Source organism: Noviherbaspirillum sp., from assembly GCF_035254865.1.
GTDB lineage: Bacteria > Pseudomonadota > Gammaproteobacteria > Burkholderiales > Burkholderiaceae_D > Noviherbaspirillum.
The window spans coordinates 56,574-74,703 of record NZ_DATFAF010000026.1 but is presented as its reverse complement, the minus strand read 5'-3'; the positions used below and the strand labels follow the sequence as shown (position 1 = coordinate 74,703).

The window sequence follows — 18,130 nt, the reverse complement described above, 5'->3', positions numbered from 1 at the left end:
GCCGCCGATGGTCACGCCCTTGGCGTTGAGCTCGTCGATGGCCATGCGCGCGCCGTTTTCATTGTCCTTGCCGAGGTGGGCGATGGCGCCGGAGATCGGGCCGACGTGGCCGATCTTGACAACCAGTTCCTGTGCCGATGCGGCACCTGCAAAGGCAAATGCAATCGCGCCGGCCAACGGAATCATTTTTGTTTTGAACTGCATAAAATATCCTCCTAAGGATTGAAAAAACACAGGGTTACTGCAACACTCACCTATTTGGAAGCTGCCGAAACGTGGCGGCACGGGCAGGGTTTTTCGGACTTCTCGTGACGCTTTCCAGAGCCTTGCTTCTATTCAGTTTTCTGAACAGGCAGACGGTACAACAGAAAAAACGGTTCGCAAAGAGTTTTTCTGTGGTTTTTTCCGACATTCTTCGATTTTTATATGCCTAAATTCCATGCCCTCGACAAGGTCGACCGCAAGCTGTTGAACCTGCTGCAGAAGGATAATCAGATGCCGACCCGGACCCTGGCGGAGAAGGTACATATCTCCCAGCCGACCTGCCTGCGGCGGGTGCGCGATCTGCGCGAGGCGGGCATCATCAGCGCGGACGTGTCCATGGTGGATCCGTTTGCTCTCGGCTACGGCATGCTGGCTTTTCTCGAGGTGTCGCTCAACAATCAGTCGGACGAGCACATGCAGGAATTCGAGGCGCGCATGGCGAAGGAAACTGAGGTGATGCAGTGTTACTTCGTCTCGGGCGAGTACGATTACTTCCTCGTCGTGCACGTGATTGACATGGACGCCTACTATCAATTTGTCCGGAAGGTGATTTCCGGCTCAGGCAATGTCCGCCACTTTCAATCCCGCTTTCCGATGAAGCGCGCGAAATTCGCGACGCGCATCGCATTCGATGAAAAACTCCCCGAGATACAGGTGCGCGTTCCGAAGTAAGGCATTCGCCGCGAACGTCGAGAAGGCCGGACGTCCGCGTACATCGAAGCGCGATCAGGCTTGCGCAGGACGCGTATTCGGAATTCCGCCCTGCCTGCGATAGGGCATGCCGGTAAATGCAAAGTCCACGTCCGGCGTGCGGCCGGAAATGATATCGGCGATGGCACGCCCGGATCCGCAGCCCATGGTCCAGCCCAGCGTGCCGTGTCCGGTATTGAGGAACAGGTTGGCAAAGCGTGTCCTGCCGATATAGGGCACGTTCGAGGGCGTTACCGGGCGCAGACCCGCCCAGTAGGCGGGATGATCGTAATCGCAGGCATCCGGAAACAGTTCGCGCGTGCGCCGCGTGATGGCTTCGCAGCGTGCCATATTCAATTCACGGGAATAGCCGTTCATTTCCGCGGTGCCGGCAACACGCAGGCGGTTTCCGAGGCGGGAAATCACCAGTTTGTAGCCGTCATCGGTCAGGGATACGGTCGGTGCCGCATCCGGCCTGATGACGTCGTATGTCGCGGAGTAGCCTTTGCCCGGATAGATCATCAGGTTGATGCCGAGAGGTTTGAGCAGAGGCGTCGAGAAGCTGCCCAGCGCCATGACGTAGGCATCGGCCCGCAGGACTTCGTACCTGCCATCCGGATTGATGACTTCGACGCCGCTGATTTTCGCGCCGGCGCTGCCGCCTTCCTTCAGCAGGCGCGTGACGGTGGTATTGAACCGGAATTGCGCGCCGTCGGCGGCGGCCTTTTCGGCCAGACCGCTGGTGAATTTGTAGACATCGCCCGACTCATCCGTCGCGGTGTAGTCGCCGCCGACGATCTTGTTTCCTATCCTGGAAAGCGCCGGTTCGATCTTCACCACTTCCTCGGCGCTGATCGATTGGCGTGGACAGCCGAACTCACGCATCAGCCTGGCGGCTTCCAGCGAATGCATGAATTCCTCGCGGTCGGTATAGAAGTGCAGGATGCCGCGTGTCAGCTGGTCGTATTCGATGCCGGTTTCCGCGCGCACCGCTTGCAGTGTCTGGCGGCTGTATTCGGCGATCGCGACGATCTGCCGCATGTTGTCGGCCACGCGCGCGGGTGTGCATTCGCGCAGGAAGCGCAGGCCCCACATCCACTGCAGCCATTCCGGCCGCAGGCGAAACAGCAGGGGAGCGTCTTCCTTCCCGAGCCACTTCAGGATCTTCAAGGGCGCGGAAGGATTGGCCCATGGCTCCGCGTGCGACACGGAAATCTGGCAGCCGTTGGCGAAGCTGGTTTCGTGTGCCACGCCAGTCTGGCGTTCGATGACCGTGACTTCATGGCCTGCTTTGTTGAGAAACCATGCGGATGCGGTGCCGATGATGCCGGAACCCAGTACGATGACCTTCATGACAGCGGAATCTCCAGTAGTGGTCGCAGGCGTTGGGAAGAGCGGGGCCGGATGTTATTCCTGCCGCCGCGCATTGCCATCCTGTGTACGCCTTTCCATGCAAGTTGCGCCATGCGCATGATCAAACTTGATGCAATTGAGCGCCGGCCCATGCCTTCAGGCCGGGCGGATCAAAGCGGTTTCTTCGCGATCTGCAGTTTCGCGATTTCCTGCGTGACGGCGCGTGTAACGGCGTCCTTGATCGAGTAGTGCAAACCAGCCTTGATTTCGTCCGCCAGTTTTTCAACCGCGGTTTGCAGCACGTCTGCAAGGCTGTCGCGAACGCGTTGCTCCAGCACGAAGTCGACGCGTTCCAGCACCTGCACGAGGACACGCTCCCTGACTTCGCGTTCCAGCCGTTCCCATTGTTCCTCATCCAATACGGCGAGCACTGGCGAGCCAAGCGCGGCGCTGTCCTCTTTCTGGGGTGCGATGGGTGGAGCCGGCGGGACGCTCGGCTTCGGTGCCGGCGCGATGCCCGGCGCTGGCGCGGGGATGATTTCTGTCAGGACCGGAATGCCGGCGTCCAGCGAAGAATTGCTCATGCCTTATCTGCCGTGAAATGCGTCAGCGGGTAGCCGCGCTGCTGATAAAACCGGTAACGCTCGCGCCCTGCAGCGGTATCGTCCGGGGCGCGGGAAATGATTTCAAACATGCGCTCGAAACGCGCGAAATGCGTCGGTGTGCGGGACGACAGATTGACCAGGATCTGGTAGTGCGGCACTTCCGCCTGATCGTCAGCGGTGAGAACGACAGGGGTGTTCGCCGCAAGCGGGTCGGAAAGTGGCACATGCGGCAGGAAATCCAGCTCCGAAAACGTCCAGAGCGCCTGGTCCAGCGCCGCCAGCTCGGCTTGATCGCCGGTCAGGAGCACGAGCTGGCAATTCGCCGCACGCGCCTTGCGCACGAGGCGGCAAGTGTAGGCAAGCTTGTCCGGTATGTTGCTGTGAAAATCGATGCGGGTCATGATGACACTAGAACCGGAATCCCGGAGGCGCGTTGCCGATGGCCGGCGGCAGTTCGGTTGCCGACGGATTCGCGGCCGATTTGCTGGCGCTTGCGGCATTCTGCGGCTTGCCACCGGCCTGCTTTGGTGCCGGTGCCGCGGGTTCGGCCTGCGGATTGCGGTAGGAACTCGGCAACTTGCTGCTTTCGGGGTAGCCTGCCACGGTCAGGGCGCTATTCCACGCACCGGGCTCGAAGCCGCGCTGCTTGCTGCGGCCGACGAAAAGCACCGGCACCTGTTCATCCTCTCCGGCGGCTTGCCGAAAGCGCGCTGCGTCTTCCGCGGAGTTGACGGTTTTTTCGGAGAACGGAACGCCGCGCGTGGTCAGCAGCTTGCGACCTTCATCGCATGGGCCGCAATTTCGTGTCGTGTACAGGGTCACCGGGTGGTTTTTCGTCGCTTCCGACAATTCGAACGGGAATCCCGCCGTGCTGACATTGCCGAGTGCGACGCCCTTGGTCTCCACGCGCGAAGCCGTTGCCGGTGGCGCGACGTCGCTGTAGGTCACCTTTCCATCCGGTCCGACCCATTTGTACAGTTGTGCATGAGCGCTTGCGGCGACCAGCAAAAGCAGCGCCGAACACGATTGCAGCACACGATTCATTTCTTCTCCCTATTACGACAATGCCTACGATGTCATGCCGCTGTGACGCAGCAAGGCGTCGATACTCGGTTCTCGTCCCCGGAATGCCTTGAACGACTCCAGCGCGGTGCGCGCGCCGCCCGCGCCGAGGATTTCCCGTTGAAATTTTCTGCCGGTCTCGATCGACAGGACATTGCCGCCGACGGCGCCGGCTTCCTCAAACGCGCCATAGGCGTCGGCCGACAGGACCTCTGCCCATTTGTAGCTATAGTATCCCGCCGCGTAGCCGCCGGCAAAGATGTGGCCGAAGGAATTCTGGAATCGGTTGAAATCGGGCGGAATCATGACCGCAACCCGGTGGCGCACCTCGTCCAGCACATCCTTGGCGGTCTTGCTGCCGTAGGGATCGTGATCAAAATGCAAATGCATGTCGAACAATGCGAACTCGATCTGACGCAGCATCTGCAGGCCGGACTGGAAGTTCTTGGCGGCGATCATCTTGTCAAACAGTACACGCGGCAAGGATTCACCCGTCTCGGCGTGGGCAGTCATGTGCTGCAGCACATCCCATTCCCAGCAAAAGTTTTCCATGAACTGCGAGGGCAGTTCGACCGCATCCCATTCGACGCCGGAAATCCCGGATACGCCCAGCTCGTCGACTTCCGTGAGCATATGATGCAGACCGTGGCCGGTTTCGTGGAACAGCGTGATCACTTCGTCATGCGTGAACAGTGCCGGCTTGACCTTGCCGTCGACCACGGCAGGTTCGGTGAAATTGCAGGTCAGGTAAGCGACCGGGGTTTGCACGCCGGATCTGGTTAGGCGGCGGCCGCGTGCATCATCCATCCATGCGCCGCCGCGCTTGCCGTTGCGCGCATACAGATCGAGATAGAACTGGCCGACGAGCTTGCCGTCCTTCTCGATGCGGAAAAACTTCACGTCCTTGTGCCACGCCGTCGCGGTATCCGGTTTCAGTTCGACGCCAAACAGTGTCTGGATCACGCGGAACAAGCCTTCGATGACCTTCGGCTCGGGGAAGTATTGCTTTACTTCCTGTTCCGAGAACGCGTAGCGCTGCTCGCGCAGTTTTTCGGATGCGTAGGTGACGTCCCAGGCTTCCAGCGTATCGAGGCCAAGCTCCTTCTTTGCGAACGTACGCAGTTCGGCCAGGTCGTTTTCCGCGAATGGGCGAGCACGCTTGGCGAGGTCTTCGAGGAAGCCGATCACTTGCTCCGGCGTTTCGGCCATCTTCGGCACCAGCGAGACTTCGGCAAAATTACGGAAGCCGAGCAGCTTGGCTTCCTCGTCGCGCAACTTCAGGATTTCGGCGATGTTCTGCGTGTTGTCCCATTCCGGATTGGCGCCGAGTTCGGATGCCTTGGTGACGTTGGCGCGGTAGATGGTCTCGCGCAGTTCGCGCTTGTCCGCATATTGCAGGACCGGGAAGTAAGATGGGAAGTGCAGCGTGAACTTGAAGCCGGGCTTGCCATCTTTTTCCGCAGCGGCGCGTGCTGCCTGTTTCACATCGTCGGGCAGGCCGGAGAGGTCTGCTTCCTTGTCGACGAACAGTGCGTATTGGTTGGTGGCGTCCAGCACGTTTTCCGAAAACTTCGTGGAGAGCGCCGCCTGCTTTTCCTGAATTTCCGCGAAGCGCGTCTTCTTGTCGTCCGGCAGTTCAGCGCCGCCGAGACGGAAGTCGCGCAAGGCGTTTTCGATGATCTTCTTGCGTGCCGGGTTCAGCGTGGCGTATTCGCTGCCCGCCTTGAGTGCCTTGTACTTCTCGAACAGCGCGAGATTTTGTCCCAATTCGGTCCAGAACTCGGTGACCTTGGGCAGGTTCTCGTTGTAGGCCGCGCGCAACTCGGGCGTGTCGACCACCGCGTTCAGGTGGCTGACGATGCCCCATGCGCGACCGAGTTTTTCGGTTGCATTGTCGAGCGGTTCGACGAAGTTATCCCATGTCACTTGTTGCATCGGCGCTTCGAGCTGTTTGACAACCGTACGGTTTTCATCGAGCAACGCGGAAATGGCCGGGGTCACGTGTTCCGGCTTGACCGCGTCAAAGCGCGGCAGGTCGGAGAAGTCGAGCAGGGGATTCAAGGCGGAGTTCATCTGTTCAGGTTCTTTCTGCGGCCTCAATGGTGTTAACGAGCAGCATCGTAATCGTCATCGGCCCGACGCCGCCGGGCACCGGGGTGATGTAGCCCGCGACTTCCTTCGCATTGGCGAAGTCGACATCGCCGCACAACTTGCCGTTGTCGTCGCGATTCATGCCGACGTCGATCACGACTGCGCCAGGCTTGATCATGTCGGCGGTGACGATATTACGTTTGCCGGTGGCAACCACGAGGATGTCGGCCTGCCGCGTGTGATGGCCGAGATCCCGGGTCTTCGAATTGCAGATGGTGACCGTTGCGCCTGCTTGCAAGAGCAGCATGGCCTGCGGCTTGCCGACGATGTTGGAGGCCCCGACCACGACGGCCACCGCGCCACGCACCGGATAGTTGATCGACTCCAGCATTTTCATGACACCATAGGGCGTGCAGGGGCGGAACAGCGGCTGGCCGGTCATCAGCAGGCCGGCATTGCTGATGTGGAAGCCGTCCACGTCCTTTTCCGGTGCGATCGCTTCGATCACCTTATGAGCATTGATATGCGGTGGCAAAGGAAGTTGCACCAGGATGCCGTGGATCTTCGGGTCACGATTCAGGGCGTCGATGCGCGCCAGCAGCTTCTCTTCGCTCAGGTCGGCGTCGTACTTGTCCATCACCGAGTAAATGCCGTTGTCCTCGCAAGCCTTCACCTTGTTGCGGACATAGACTTGGGAGGCCGGGCTGTCGCCGACCAGAATCACCGCCAGCCCGGGTTGCTTGCCCTGGGCGGTAAGGGCGGCGGCGCGCTTGGCCACATCGGCGCGGATTTGTTGGGAGAGTTCGTTTCCGTTGATGAGTTGTGCAGGCATGGTTGTCGGGAGGATAAGAGCGGTTTAAATGGGAATTTAGGGAAATTTAGGGGAATTATAAGTCGCCGGCCTGCACAGGCCGTCATGAATCGTGCCCGATTTGCTGCAGTGCCGCAGTAAATTTCATATTATGAGATTTAGTATCACTATTTGAAAAGTTAAAAAAGTGCTGTTAGAATCTTTTCACGCGCACAAACGCGACAAAATCTTGTCAAAAAATTCCGGGACGTGATACCGGGCCCGGCAAGCCTTTTCAATCTAGGAGACGTAACATGTCCGCCCAGCTCGACCAAGTGTTGGCGCAAGCCGCTAACGACCCCGATGTAATGGAAACGCAAGAATGGCTTGATGCGCTGGAAGCTGTCATCGAGACCGAAGGTCCGGAACGCGCTCATTACCTGATGGAGCGCATGGTCGACCTGGCACGTCGGCGCGGTGCCTACATCCCGTTTTCCGCAAACACCGCCTACGTCAATACCATTCCCGCCCACCTCGGCGAACACTGCCCGGGCAATCTTGAATACGAAGAACGCCTGCGCTCCTGGATGCGCTGGAATGCCATGGCGATGGTGGTCAAGGCGAACCGCGTTGACGGCGACCTTGGCGGCCATATTTCCAGCTTTGCATCGCTGGCCAACATGCTGGGCATCGGCTTCAACCATTTCTGGCATGCACCGACGGAAGATCATGGCGGCGACCTGTTGTATATCCAGGGCCACTCGTCTCCCGGCATTTATGCGCGGGCCTTCCTCGAAGGCCGCCTGAGCGAGGAACAGCTCCTCAATTTCCGGCGTGAAGTGGACGGCAAGGGTCTGTCTTCCTATCCCCATCCCAAATTGATGCCGGATTTCTGGCAATTCCCGACCGTATCAATGGGCCTAGGTCCGATCATGGCGATCTACCAGGCGCGTTTCCTGAAATACTTGCATGCACGTCAGATTGCGGACACCGCCAAGCGCAAGGTGTGGGCATTCTGCGGCGACGGCGAAATGGACGAGCCGGAATCGATGGGCGCGATCAGCATGGCTGGCCGTGAGAAGCTCGACAACCTGGTGTTCGTCGTCAACTGTAACCTGCAGCGCCTCGACGGCCCGGTGCGGGGCAACGGCAAGATCATCCAGGAACTGGAAGCCGATTTCCGCGGCGCCGGCTGGAACGTGATCAAGGTGATCTGGGGCAGCTACTGGGACGAATTGCTGGCGCGCGACAAGGAGGGCATCCTGCAGCGTGTGATGATGGAAACCGTTGATGGCGAATACCAGAACTACAAGGCCAAGGATGGCGCCTATGTGCGCAAGCACTTCTTCGGCAAGCATCCGAAGCTGCTGGAAATGGTGTCCCGGATGTCGGACGACGATATCTGGCGCCTGAACCGCGGCGGCCACGATCCGCACAAGATTTACGCTGCATTCAAGAAAGCGCAGGAACATATCGGACAGCCGACCGTCATCCTGGCCAAGACCATCAAGGGTTTCGGCATGGGCAAATCGGGCGAGGCCCGCAACACCGCGCACCAGACCAAGAAGCTCGACGACGAGGCGATCCGCGAGATGCGCGACCGCTTCAATATTCCTGTTCCGGACGACAAGTTGCCGGAAATTCCGTTCTTCAAACCGTCCGACGACACGCCGGAAATGAAATACCTGCACGAGCGTCGCAAGGCACTGGGCGGTTACCTGCCGCAACGCCGCATGAGGGCCGACGAGACCTTGCCGGTGCCCGAACTGTCGACCTTCAAGGCGGTGCTTGATCCGACTGCGGAAGGACGCGAGATCTCCACCACGCAGGCCTTCGTGCGCATTATCACGTCCTTGTTGCGCGATGCCAACCTCGGCAAGCGCGTGGTGCCGATCCTGGTCGACGAAACCCGCACTTTCGGCATGGAAGGTCTGTTCCGCCAGATCGGCATCTTCAATCAGCAAGGCCAGCTGTACGAACCGGTCGACCGTGACCAGGTGATGTACTACCGCGAAGACAAGGCCGGCCAGATCCTGCAGGAAGGCATCAACGAAGCGGGCGGCATGAGTTCGTGGATCGCGGCGGCGACCTCGTATTCGACCAGCAACCGCATCATGATCCCGTTCTACATCTATTACTCGATGTTCGGCTTCCAGCGCTTCGGCGATCTGGCCTGGGCAGCGGGCGACATGCGTGCACGCGGCTTCATCCTCGGCGGCACCGCCGGCCGCACCACGCTGAACGGCGAAGGACTGCAGCACGAAGACGGCCACAGCCATGTTCTGGCATCGACGATCCCGAACTGCCTGCCCTACGATCCGACCTTCGCGCATGAAGTCGCCGTCATCATTCATGACGGCCTGACTCGCATGATGGAAAAGCAGGAAGATGTGTACTATTACATCACCCTGATGAACGAAAACTATGCGCACCCGGGCATCAAGCCGGGCCAGGAAGAAAACATCCTCAAGGGCTTGTATCTGCTGCAGGAAGGCGACAAGAAAGCCAAGCAGCGCGTGCAGCTGATGGGCTCCGGTACCATCCTGCGTGAAGTGATCGCCGCCGCCGACCTGCTGAAGAACGACTGGGGCGTCGCAGCCGATGTCTGGTCCGCGCCGTCCTTCACGCTGCTGGCGCGCGATGGACAGGATGTGGAACGCTGGAACATGCTGCACCCGGCCGAGCAACAGCGCGTGGCGCATGTGACGCAATCCCTGCAAGGCACCAAGGGCCCGATCGTGGCGTCGAGCGATTACATGCGCACTTTCGCCGAACAGATCCGCGCATTCATGCCGAAGGGACGTACCTACAAGGTGTTGGGTACCGATGGCTTCGGACGTTCCGACACGCGTGCCAAGCTGCGCGAGTTCTTTGAAGTCGATCGCCACTTCGTGACGATTGCCGCGCTCAAGGCCCTGGCGGAAGAAGGTGCGGTGCCGGCAAGCATGGTTGCCGATGCCATTGCGAAGTACGGGATCAATCCGAACAAGCCGAACCCGGTGACGGTGTAACTCCAGTCAATAAGATCAACATTCCCTCCCTTTTCGGGGGAGGGCCAGGGTGGGATGGGTCATGTCTGACCGTAATTTCCGCCATTCCTGGCCCTTGCTCCCGAAAGGGGATGGGAACAAACGGAGCTAAAGCTATGAGTATGGTGGAAGTCAAAGTCCCGGACATCGGCGATTTCAAGGAAGTGGAAGTCATTGAACTGATGGTCAAGCCGGGTGACACGATCACGGTCGACCAGTCCCTGATCACCGTGGAATCGGACAAGGCCAGCATGGAGATCCCCTCCAGCCATGCGGGCGTTGTGAAGGAATTGAAGGTCAAGATCGGCGACAAGGTGGCCGAGGGCACGCCTCTCCTGACCTTGGAAACGGAAGGGGCTGCCGCGCCTGCCCCGGCGCCTGCAGCCGCAGCCGCCGCAGCAGTTGCATCCGCGCCGGCCGCTGTAGCGTCGACGCCTGCATCGCCGCCGCCTGCGCCCAGCCTGACGCTGGTCGAGTCCAAACCGGTTCCCACCGCTGCGCTCGAACCGCGCGAAGACAATGGATTCAAGCCGCATGCCTCGCCCTCGGTGCGCAAGTTCTCGCGCGAACTCGGCGTCGATCTGGTCCGCCTGAAGGGTACCGGACCGAAAGGCCGCATCCTGCATGAAGACGTGCAGAACTATGTGAAAGCCGTCATGGCGGGCCATGGCGAAACTGCCGCTGCGCCGGCAGGCAAGGGTGGCGGCATCGGCCTGGACCTGCTGCCGTGGCCGTCGCTGGACTTCTCCAAGTTCGGCGAGACCGAATTGCAGCCGCTGTCGCGCATCAAGAAGATCAGCGGACCGAACCTGCATCGCAACTGGGTGATGATCCCGCACGTGACGCAATTCGACGAAGCCGATGTCACCGAACTGGAAGAGTTCCGCAAGGATTCGAATGCCGCGCTGGCGAAGTCCGGCGTCAAGCTGACCATGCTCGCCTTCGTGATCAAGGCCAGCGTGTCGGCGCTGAAGAAATTCCCCGCCTTCAATGCCTCGCTCGACGAGAAGGGCGAGAACCTGATCCTCAAGAAGTTCTACAACATCGGCTTCGCCGCCGACACGCCGAACGGCCTCGTCGTACCGGTGATCAAGAATGCCGATGCGAAGAGCATTTCGCAGATCGCGCAGGAGATGGGCGAGCTGTCCGCGCAGGCGCGCGAAGGCAAGCTGAAACCGGCCGACATGCAAGGCGCATCGTTCACGATTTCTTCGCTGGGCGGCATTGGCGGCACCGCATTCACGCCGATCATCAATGCGCCGGAAGTCGCGATCCTCGGCCTGTCGAAATCGAGCATCAAGCCGGTGTGGGACGGCAAGCAGTTTGCGCCGCGCCTGATGCTGCCGCTATCGCTATCCTACGATCACCGCGTGATCGACGGCGCGATGGGTGCACGCTTCGCGGCCTATCTGGCGGAAGTGCTGGGCGACATGCGCAAAACATTGCTGTAATCCAATAAGCGGAAAGGAAGCGCCGAGTCGGCGGAAAGTGAGAAAATTCATCTCTTTTCACTGAAGACTTCGGTGCTTCCTTTACTTGCTGGAGAACAACAATGACCACTTGCGTCGTCGTCAAGAAGAACAACGAAATCGCAATTGCATCCGATTCGCTCGTCACGTTCGGCGACACCCGTTTGTCGCATGCGTACGAAGTGAATGAAAAGGTTTTCCAGGTCGGCGACTCCTACATCACGCTGGCCGGCACCGCGGCGCACTTTCCGGTCATGCGCAAGCTGATGACCGGCATGGGCGAGGAGTGCAGGCTGGCCGGCCGCGACGAAGTGTTCGAAACCTTTTCGAAGGTCCACGAAATACTCAAGGAAAAGTATTTCCTGAACACGAAGGAAGATGAAGACGACCCGTACGAGTCGTCGCAGATTACCGCGTTGATTGCCAATCCGCACGGGATCTTCGGCGTGTATTCGTATCGCGAGGTGTTCAGCTTCGACCGCTTCTGGGGAATCGGCAGCGGACGCAATTTCGCGCTGGGTGCGATGTATGCGGCGTATGAGCGCGAGCACAACGCGCGCGAAATCGCCGAGATCGGTGTGATGGCGGGTGCGGAGTTTGACAAGAGTACGTCGGGGCCATTCAGGATTTACAGTTTCCCGATGAAATGAATAACATGAATATTTCCTCCCTCTCGACGGGGGAAGGGAACAGACGGAGCTAAAGCCATGAGTTTGCAGGAAGTGAAGGTCCCGGACATCGGCGACTTTAAGGAAGTGGAAGTCATCGAGTTGCTGGTCAAGCCCGGCGACACTATCAGCGTCGAGCAATCGCTGGTGACCGTCGAGTCGGACAAGGCCAGCATGGAGATTCCGTCGACGCATGCCGGCGTGGTCAAGGAGCTGAAGGTCAAGATCGGCGACAAGGTATCCGAGGGCTCGCTGCTGCTCCTGCTAGAAGCTGCGGCAGGCGCACCTGCTTCCACTCCGGCGCCAGCCGCCGCACCAGCGCCCGCGCCGGCTGCACCTGCTCCTGCGCCGGCCGCCCCAGCTCCGACACCTGCACCGGCCGCAGGCAGCTATGCCGGCAAGGTCGACATCGAATGCGACATGCTGGTGCTCGGCGCCGGCCCCGGCGGCTACTCGGCGGCCTTCCGTTCCGCCGACCTTGGCATGGCGACCGTGCTGGTCGAACGTTATTCGACACTGGGTGGCGTCTGCCTGAATGTCGGCTGCATTCCATCCAAGGCACTGCTGCACGTTGCCGCGGTCATCGACGAGGCAGCCACGATGGCGGCACATGGCGTGAGCTTCGGTGCGCCGCAGATCGATGTCGACAAGCTGCGCGGCTACAAGGAAAAGGTCGTCAAGAAAATGACCACCGGCCTGGCAGGCATGGCCAAGTCGCGCAAGGTCAATGTGGTGCAGGGCATTGGCCAGTTCGTCAGTCCGAATCATATTGAAGTCACCGCTGCCGACGGCAGCAAGAAGACCGTGCAGTTCAAGCAGGCGATCATCGCGGCCGGGTCTTCCGTCGTGAAATTGCCCTTCGTGCCGGAAGACCCGCGCATCGTCGATTCCACCGGCGCACTCGAGTTGCGCCAGATTCCGAAGCGCATGCTCGTTATCGGCGGCGGCATCATCGGGCTGGAAATGGCAACCGTGTACTCGACTCTCGGGGCGCGTATCGACGTGGTCGAGATGCTTGACGGCTTGATGCAGGGCGCCGACCGCGACATGGTCAAGGTGTGGCAGAAGTTCAATGAAAAACGCTTCGACAAGGTCATGACCAGGACGAAGACGGTTGCGGTCGAAGCCCTGAAGGAAGGCATCAAGGTCAGCTTCGAAGGCGCAGATCCGTCAGTGACGGCACCGGAGCCGCAACTGTATGACATGGTGCTGGTGGCTGTGGGCCGCAGCCCGAACGGCAAGAAGATTGCCGCCGACAAGGCGGGCGTGGCGGTGACCGATCGCGGCTTCATCCAGGTCGATTCGCAGATGCGCACCAACGTGCCGCATATCTTCGCCATCGGCGACATCATCGGCCAGCCGATGCTGGCGCACAAGGCCGTGCATGAAGCGCACGTCGCCGCCGAAGCCGCCGCGGGACAGAAGTCGTATTTCGACGCGCGCGTGATTCCGTCGGTGGCGTATACCGATCCGGAAGTGGCATGGGTCGGTATTACCGAAGACGAAGCCAAGGCCAAGGGCATCAAGCTGGAGAAGGGCTTGTTCCCATGGGCGGCGAGCGGACGCGCCACAGCCAACGGGCGCGACGAAGGGTTCACCAAACTGCTGTTCGACGCCGAGACGCATCGCATTGTCGGCGGCGGCATCGTCGGCACGGATGCGGGCAACATGATCGGTGAAATCGCGCTGGCGATCGAAATGGGCGCCGATGCGGTCGATATCGGCAAAACGATTCATCCGCATCCGACGCTGGGCGAATCGATCGGCATGGCCGCGGAAGCCTTCGAAGGTGTGTGCACGGATTTGCCGCCAGCCAGGAAAAAATAGGCTGTCGCTGCAGTCGATGTGCGAAAGGCGCCGGCGTCAGATCCGGCGCCTTTTTTATTGCTCCTGCCGATGAATCTTCAACGAATCACGGCTCGGCTGGCTGCAGCGGCAGGTTTGCCATCTGGCTGAATGCGAGAACTGAAGCGCCACCGCCTTCTTTTGCGCTGTACATCGCGTCGTCTGCATTCTTCATGAGCTGTTCCAGATCCTCACCGTGCTCCGGATATATAGCGACGCCGATGCTGGCGGAGATATGAACGGTGTGCGCGTCGAGCATGAAGGTCTGGTTGAGCGTGTCGAGAATCTTGCTCGCCACGCCCATCGCATCGCCTTCGCACTCGACAATCGGCAGCAGCACGATGAATTCATCCCCACCGACGCGCGCGACCGTGTCGGATTCGCGCAGGCTGTTGCGCAGGCGATGCGCAACTTGCTTCAGGAGCAGGTCGCCGACATCATGGCCGAGCGTATCGTTGACCGGCTTGAACTTGTCCAGATCGATGAACATCACTGCAACCCGATGCTTGTCCCGGTCTGCAGCGGCGAGTGCGCGCTGCAGTCGATCGCGCAACAGCGCGCGATTGGGCAGGTCGGTCAGGATGTCGAAATGGGCGAGATGATGCATTCGCTCTTCAGACTTCTTGCGTTCGATAATGTCATGGAACGCAACGACCGCGCCGGTCACTTTGCCGTGGCGGATAATTGGCGTGGAACTGACCGATACCGGGAGCGAGCTGCCTCCCTTGCGCCAGAACATTTCATCATGTCCGCGGAAACTCTGGCCGGACGATACAACCCGTGTAATGCCGCACAGTTCCTCGGGATATGCGGAGCCGTCGGCGCGCGTGTGGTGGAACAGCGAGTGCGCGCATTGACCCAGCAGCTCCTCTTTCGACCAGCCGAGGAGACGTTGCGCGGCAGGGTTGCTGAATACGATGACTCCTTGCGGACCTGTCACGAAGACGCCTTCGCCGAGTGTCTCGGTAATCTCCCGCGAACGCGCCTCGCTTTCCTGCAAGGCCAGTTCCGCTTCCTTGCGCTCGGTGATGTCCTGGACGACACCGACCAGAATATGCTTTCCGTTGACGCGGGTTGCGTTGATTGCCAGTTCAAGCGGGAATGTTGTGCCACGCTTGTGCAAGCCCGCCAATTCCAGATGCCGTTTGCCGATGACCTTGGTCTCCCCCGTCAGATAGCGCCGCATGCCCTCGCGGTGCAAGGGTCGCAAGTCCGGCGGAATCAATGTCGTGATGTTGCTGCCGATGATTTCCTCGGGCGGGTAGCCGAAAATGTGCGAGGCCGCGCGATTGAATGACTCGATCGTGCCATTCTCGCTGATGGTGATGATGCCTTCGCCGACCGAATCGACGACGGTGCGGACATGCAGCTCACGCTCCTTTGCGGTCTGCTCGGATGCGAGCAGCTTCGATACCAGCGGCTTGACTTCGGAACGCAGCATCATCGCGCCGCCCGCAACCAGGATTATCAGCAGCGGAAAATACCAGTTCAGCTGCTGCCGGATCGAGCGATACAACTCTGCCGCATCCTGCTTAAGGACAATGCCGAGGCCGGTGTCGGTCAAGGGCGCGTAGGCCGCGATCACGTCGTGTCCGCGATAGTCCGGACCGATGAAAATGCCGGTGCGTCCCTCGAGCGCATGTCCCATGGCGGTCAGTTTTCCGAACGCGCCGACCCGGGGGAACCAGTGGATCGCCGGATTGCGGCCCTGCGGGAAGCAGCGGACATCGTCGCGCTCGCCAAAGCACACGCCCATCTCGCCCGTGGTGCCGAGACCTTCGATTCTTGCGAACTGGGCCGCGTTCAAGGGAAGTCTCTGCTCGAGCTCCAGGACTCCGATGGTGCGTCCGTTGTCGAGGATGGCGGATCGGCTGCCGAGCAGGAGCGTACCGTCCCAGCGCAGCGTCACCGGCGGCGTCGATGACAGCTCTTTCTCGATCGGCGCACCGCGCGAAATGCGCCCGGCGCGAAGTATCTCGCGGTTGCCGGCGTCGTACACCGCGACGCCGTTGAACCCTTCCGCAAGAAGGTTCCTGCTGATGCGATCCCGTGCATCGTCATTGCGGGCAGTTGTGCCGGGCATGTTGGCAGCACGCACGAGCTGAATCAAATCCGCATGCCGCGTCACATCATCTGCATGCCTGATGCTCTGGCCGACCTCGGCATGGAACACGGCAATGTGATTTTTAAGGCGTGCGTCGAGGCTGGAACTCAATGCTCTCTGCAATACGTTCTGCTGGATACCGAAGCCGATGATGCCGGCCGTGAGCGCGGTCGCGCTCATGATGGTCGCACTCATATAGCCGGTTTTCTCGTCATCCTTGAAAAAGCGCTGCGTGCGGTACCAGTCGTCTCGCCGCCAGCTATCCCATAGTCCGATGGCAAGCGCAATCATGGCGACCGCCGCCTGGGCTGCCATGCGCACCACGCCAATTTCCGGGTAAATCAGATGCAGGTCGAGCACGCGTCCGGCCACGCCGGCAATGCCAAGAATAAGGATGCTGAAGGTCGAGACCAGGATCACCGCTCCTGTCGCTCGTGATTGCACGCGGGGCATCAGGATGATGACAAGCCCCGCCAAAATGAATCCGACCGAGGTCACCGCCGGCAGCCGTCCCGGCCGGGGATTGAAGTCCTGCAGCCAGGAATGGAGGAAGGGGAGATCGATCAGCGGACTGGTATCGAAGAAGCTCTCAAGCAGGCTGATCGATGCAACAGCAATGACCGTCCTGCCAATCGCGGCTTGCTTTCGCTCGCGCCGCGGCACCTTGAAAACAGGCAGTATCAGAGCGATCCCCATCAGCACGAAGCACAATGCCGAGTTGAATACCATGCCGGCGAAATCGGGACGGAATTGAACGATGGGTGTGATTCGCAGCACCCAGCCCGACATGATTTCCAGACCAAGAACAATCAGCGCAAGTGCTACCAAGGCCTGGATTGACTGGATTGTTCTCATAGGCGCGGAACGAGGTTTTCTTCAATTCAATTTACACGACTTTAGGTCGAATGGCATGAATTACCTTCGCGTATGCAATCGAATTGACGACGATGTGGCGCGAACAGGGCAGGTGGTGTGAGCCTGTTGCGGGGTGTTGGTAAATCGACATTTTGGCGCTGCGGCCTTCACTGAGTTGAACAAGCAAAAATGAGCGGGAGCAAACCATGCGCGCCAACGAGTTGCTCCTCATTGAACATTCTTTCAGGCGCTAAAAACAGCGCCGGCGACGAGCGGCTTCTCGTCAAACCAATCCCATTTTTGAGAGTGGTTCCGATTAACTTGACTCATGTCAACGGGATCCGTCGCGCTTACCGCGACGCAACAATAAGTGATAGTCTGAAGGTGAAATCTACCCACCGGCAACGACGGTCTGTAGGGTTCCGAACGAATAAGTGTGTATCGGATTTTCTACCAGTGAGGAAACAAGATGGATACGTGGATGATCAATGGGGCTATGGTTCTGTTCGCTGTTCTGGTATCTACCGGCCTGTTCTTTTTCGTAGTCACCAGAGGGGCATTGCTGATGCGCGGGCTGTCGTCCGGCCCGCTGAGTGAAAAGGCGCATGTCTATCCGATTTATTCGAACATGGGCCTCATCAAGATGGTCGATTTTCAACCGATCATTTCGGCGATACTGCTGTTTCAGTATCCTCATCTGGTCTCGAAAATTGTTTCCGAACTCAAGCAAATGGATCTGCGAAACAAGAAGATCCTGATCACCTCATGCGCGTTCGGCAATGTGATTCCCCGCGTGGTGAGCGCAGCAGTCGAACGTGGTGTTGAGCGCGTCCTGATTGCGGACATCATCCCCAATGAACTCGCGCATGCGAAAACCAAGCTGCGCAGTTTCGCCGAGAAAGTGGAGTTCGTCGAAGACAATGCGGTTTCCATGAAGCGGGTCGACGGCGATGTTGCCGCCAACGTCATCTTCTTCCTGCTGCACGAATTGCCGCACCACTTGAAGGGGCAGGCGCTGAACGAGGCGGGACGCATGCTCGCACCTGGCGGCAAGCTCTTTCTTGCGGAATTTCACCGGCCCGAACTGCCTATCCTGCGTCTGCTGAGCTGGACCTACTTCAAGGTGTTCGAGCCGCTCGGCCTGGCATTGTGGAGCACCCATGACCCGCTCAATTACATGGAACAGACAGGCGAGTGGAAGTGTGAACGCACCACCTACTTCTTCGGAAACTTCCAGATCATTACGGCAACCAAGCTGTAGTCTCCTTGAAACGGGACCGTCATGGCGGTGATGGTCCCTGTTTT

General features: G+C 59.5%; 14 protein-coding genes. 6 read left to right on the top strand and 8 right to left on the bottom strand.

Annotated elements, in window-relative coordinates; genetic code table 11:
* A partial coding sequence (locus VJ651_RS07945; protein ID WP_324106932.1) for an ABC transporter substrate-binding protein occupies window positions 1–204 on the bottom strand: 204 nt, incomplete at its 3' end.
* Between the two features lie 222 nt (window positions 205–426).
* Between VJ651_RS07945 and VJ651_RS07940 the strand changes: the two genes are divergently transcribed.
* Window positions 427–936 carry an Lrp/AsnC family transcriptional regulator gene (locus VJ651_RS07940; RefSeq protein ID WP_324106931.1) on the top strand — a complete coding sequence of 170 codons (510 nt, stop codon included), beginning with the start codon at window positions 427–429 and terminating at the stop codon, window positions 934–936.
* 54 nt (window positions 937–990) lie between these two features.
* Here VJ651_RS07940 and VJ651_RS07935 read toward each other — a convergent pair whose 3' ends face one another.
* From VJ651_RS07935 to folD, 6 genes are all read right to left on the bottom strand, one after another.
* Entirely contained in the window at window positions 991–2,307 is a 1,317-nt protein-coding gene (locus VJ651_RS07935) for a D-amino acid dehydrogenase (protein WP_324106930.1), read from the bottom strand.
* 170 nt (window positions 2,308–2,477) lie between these two features.
* A complete protein-coding gene (locus VJ651_RS07930; RefSeq protein ID WP_324106929.1) occupies window positions 2,478–2,891 on the bottom strand; it encodes a hypothetical protein in 414 nt (137 codons plus the stop codon).
* Window positions 2,888–3,313, bottom strand: coding sequence for a DNA polymerase III subunit chi (locus tag VJ651_RS07925; protein WP_324106928.1), 426 nt, complete (start codon window positions 3,311–3,313; stop codon window positions 2,888–2,890). Before VJ651_RS07925 ends, VJ651_RS07930 begins: the two co-directional genes overlap by 4 nt.
* Window positions 3,314–3,320: 7 nt before the next feature.
* Window positions 3,321–3,956, bottom strand: coding sequence for a glutaredoxin family protein (locus VJ651_RS07920; RefSeq protein WP_324106927.1), 636 nt, complete (start codon window positions 3,954–3,956; stop codon window positions 3,321–3,323).
* A 24-nt stretch (window positions 3,957–3,980) separates the two neighbouring features.
* Window positions 3,981–6,047, bottom strand: a complete 2,067-nt coding sequence (locus VJ651_RS07915; protein WP_324106926.1) for a M3 family metallopeptidase — start codon at window positions 6,045–6,047, stop codon at window positions 3,981–3,983.
* Window positions 6,048–6,051: 4 nt separating this feature from the next.
* Window positions 6,052–6,897 (bottom strand): bifunctional methylenetetrahydrofolate dehydrogenase/methenyltetrahydrofolate cyclohydrolase FolD, encoded by an 846-nt coding sequence (gene folD, locus VJ651_RS07910; protein ID WP_292934126.1) that lies wholly within the window; start codon window positions 6,895–6,897, stop codon window positions 6,052–6,054.
* A gap of 272 nt (window positions 6,898–7,169) precedes the next feature.
* Here folD and aceE point away from each other — a divergent pair, with 272 nt between their 5' ends.
* The 4 genes from aceE (at window position 7,170) to lpdA (ending at window position 13,848) form a co-directional block, all read left to right on the top strand.
* The gene (gene aceE, locus VJ651_RS07905) at window positions 7,170–9,866 is read left to right on the top strand and encodes a pyruvate dehydrogenase (acetyl-transferring), homodimeric type (protein ID WP_324106925.1); all 2,697 of its coding nucleotides are present in this window, start codon (window positions 7,170–7,172) and stop codon (window positions 9,864–9,866) included.
* A 110-nt stretch (window positions 9,867–9,976) separates the two neighbouring features.
* Window positions 9,977–11,335, top strand: coding sequence for a dihydrolipoyllysine-residue acetyltransferase (gene aceF, locus VJ651_RS07900; RefSeq protein ID WP_324106924.1), 1,359 nt, complete (start codon window positions 9,977–9,979; stop codon window positions 11,333–11,335).
* Window positions 11,336–11,436: 101 nt separating this feature from the next.
* On the top strand, window positions 11,437–12,003 hold the full coding sequence (locus VJ651_RS07895) for an MFS transporter (protein ID WP_324106923.1): 567 nt from the start codon (window positions 11,437–11,439) through the stop codon (window positions 12,001–12,003).
* Between the two features lie 57 nt (window positions 12,004–12,060).
* Window positions 12,061–13,848: a dihydrolipoyl dehydrogenase gene (gene lpdA, locus VJ651_RS07890; protein ID WP_324106922.1), complete on the top strand. Its 1,788-nt coding sequence runs from the start codon at window positions 12,061–12,063 to the stop codon at window positions 13,846–13,848.
* Between the two features lie 85 nt (window positions 13,849–13,933).
* Here lpdA and VJ651_RS07885 read toward each other — a convergent pair whose 3' ends face one another.
* Complete coding sequence (locus tag VJ651_RS07885) at window positions 13,934–16,825, bottom strand: diguanylate cyclase domain-containing protein (RefSeq protein ID WP_324106921.1); 2,892 nt, start codon at window positions 16,823–16,825, stop codon at window positions 13,934–13,936.
* Window positions 16,826–17,294: 469 nt separating this feature from the next.
* On the opposite strand from VJ651_RS07885, the gene VJ651_RS07880 reads away from it, so the two are divergent.
* Window positions 17,295–18,086 carry a class I SAM-dependent methyltransferase gene (locus VJ651_RS07880; protein ID WP_324106920.1) on the top strand — a complete coding sequence of 264 codons (792 nt, stop codon included), beginning with the start codon at window positions 17,295–17,297 and terminating at the stop codon, window positions 18,084–18,086.
* Window positions 18,087–18,130 lie beyond the last annotated feature (44 nt).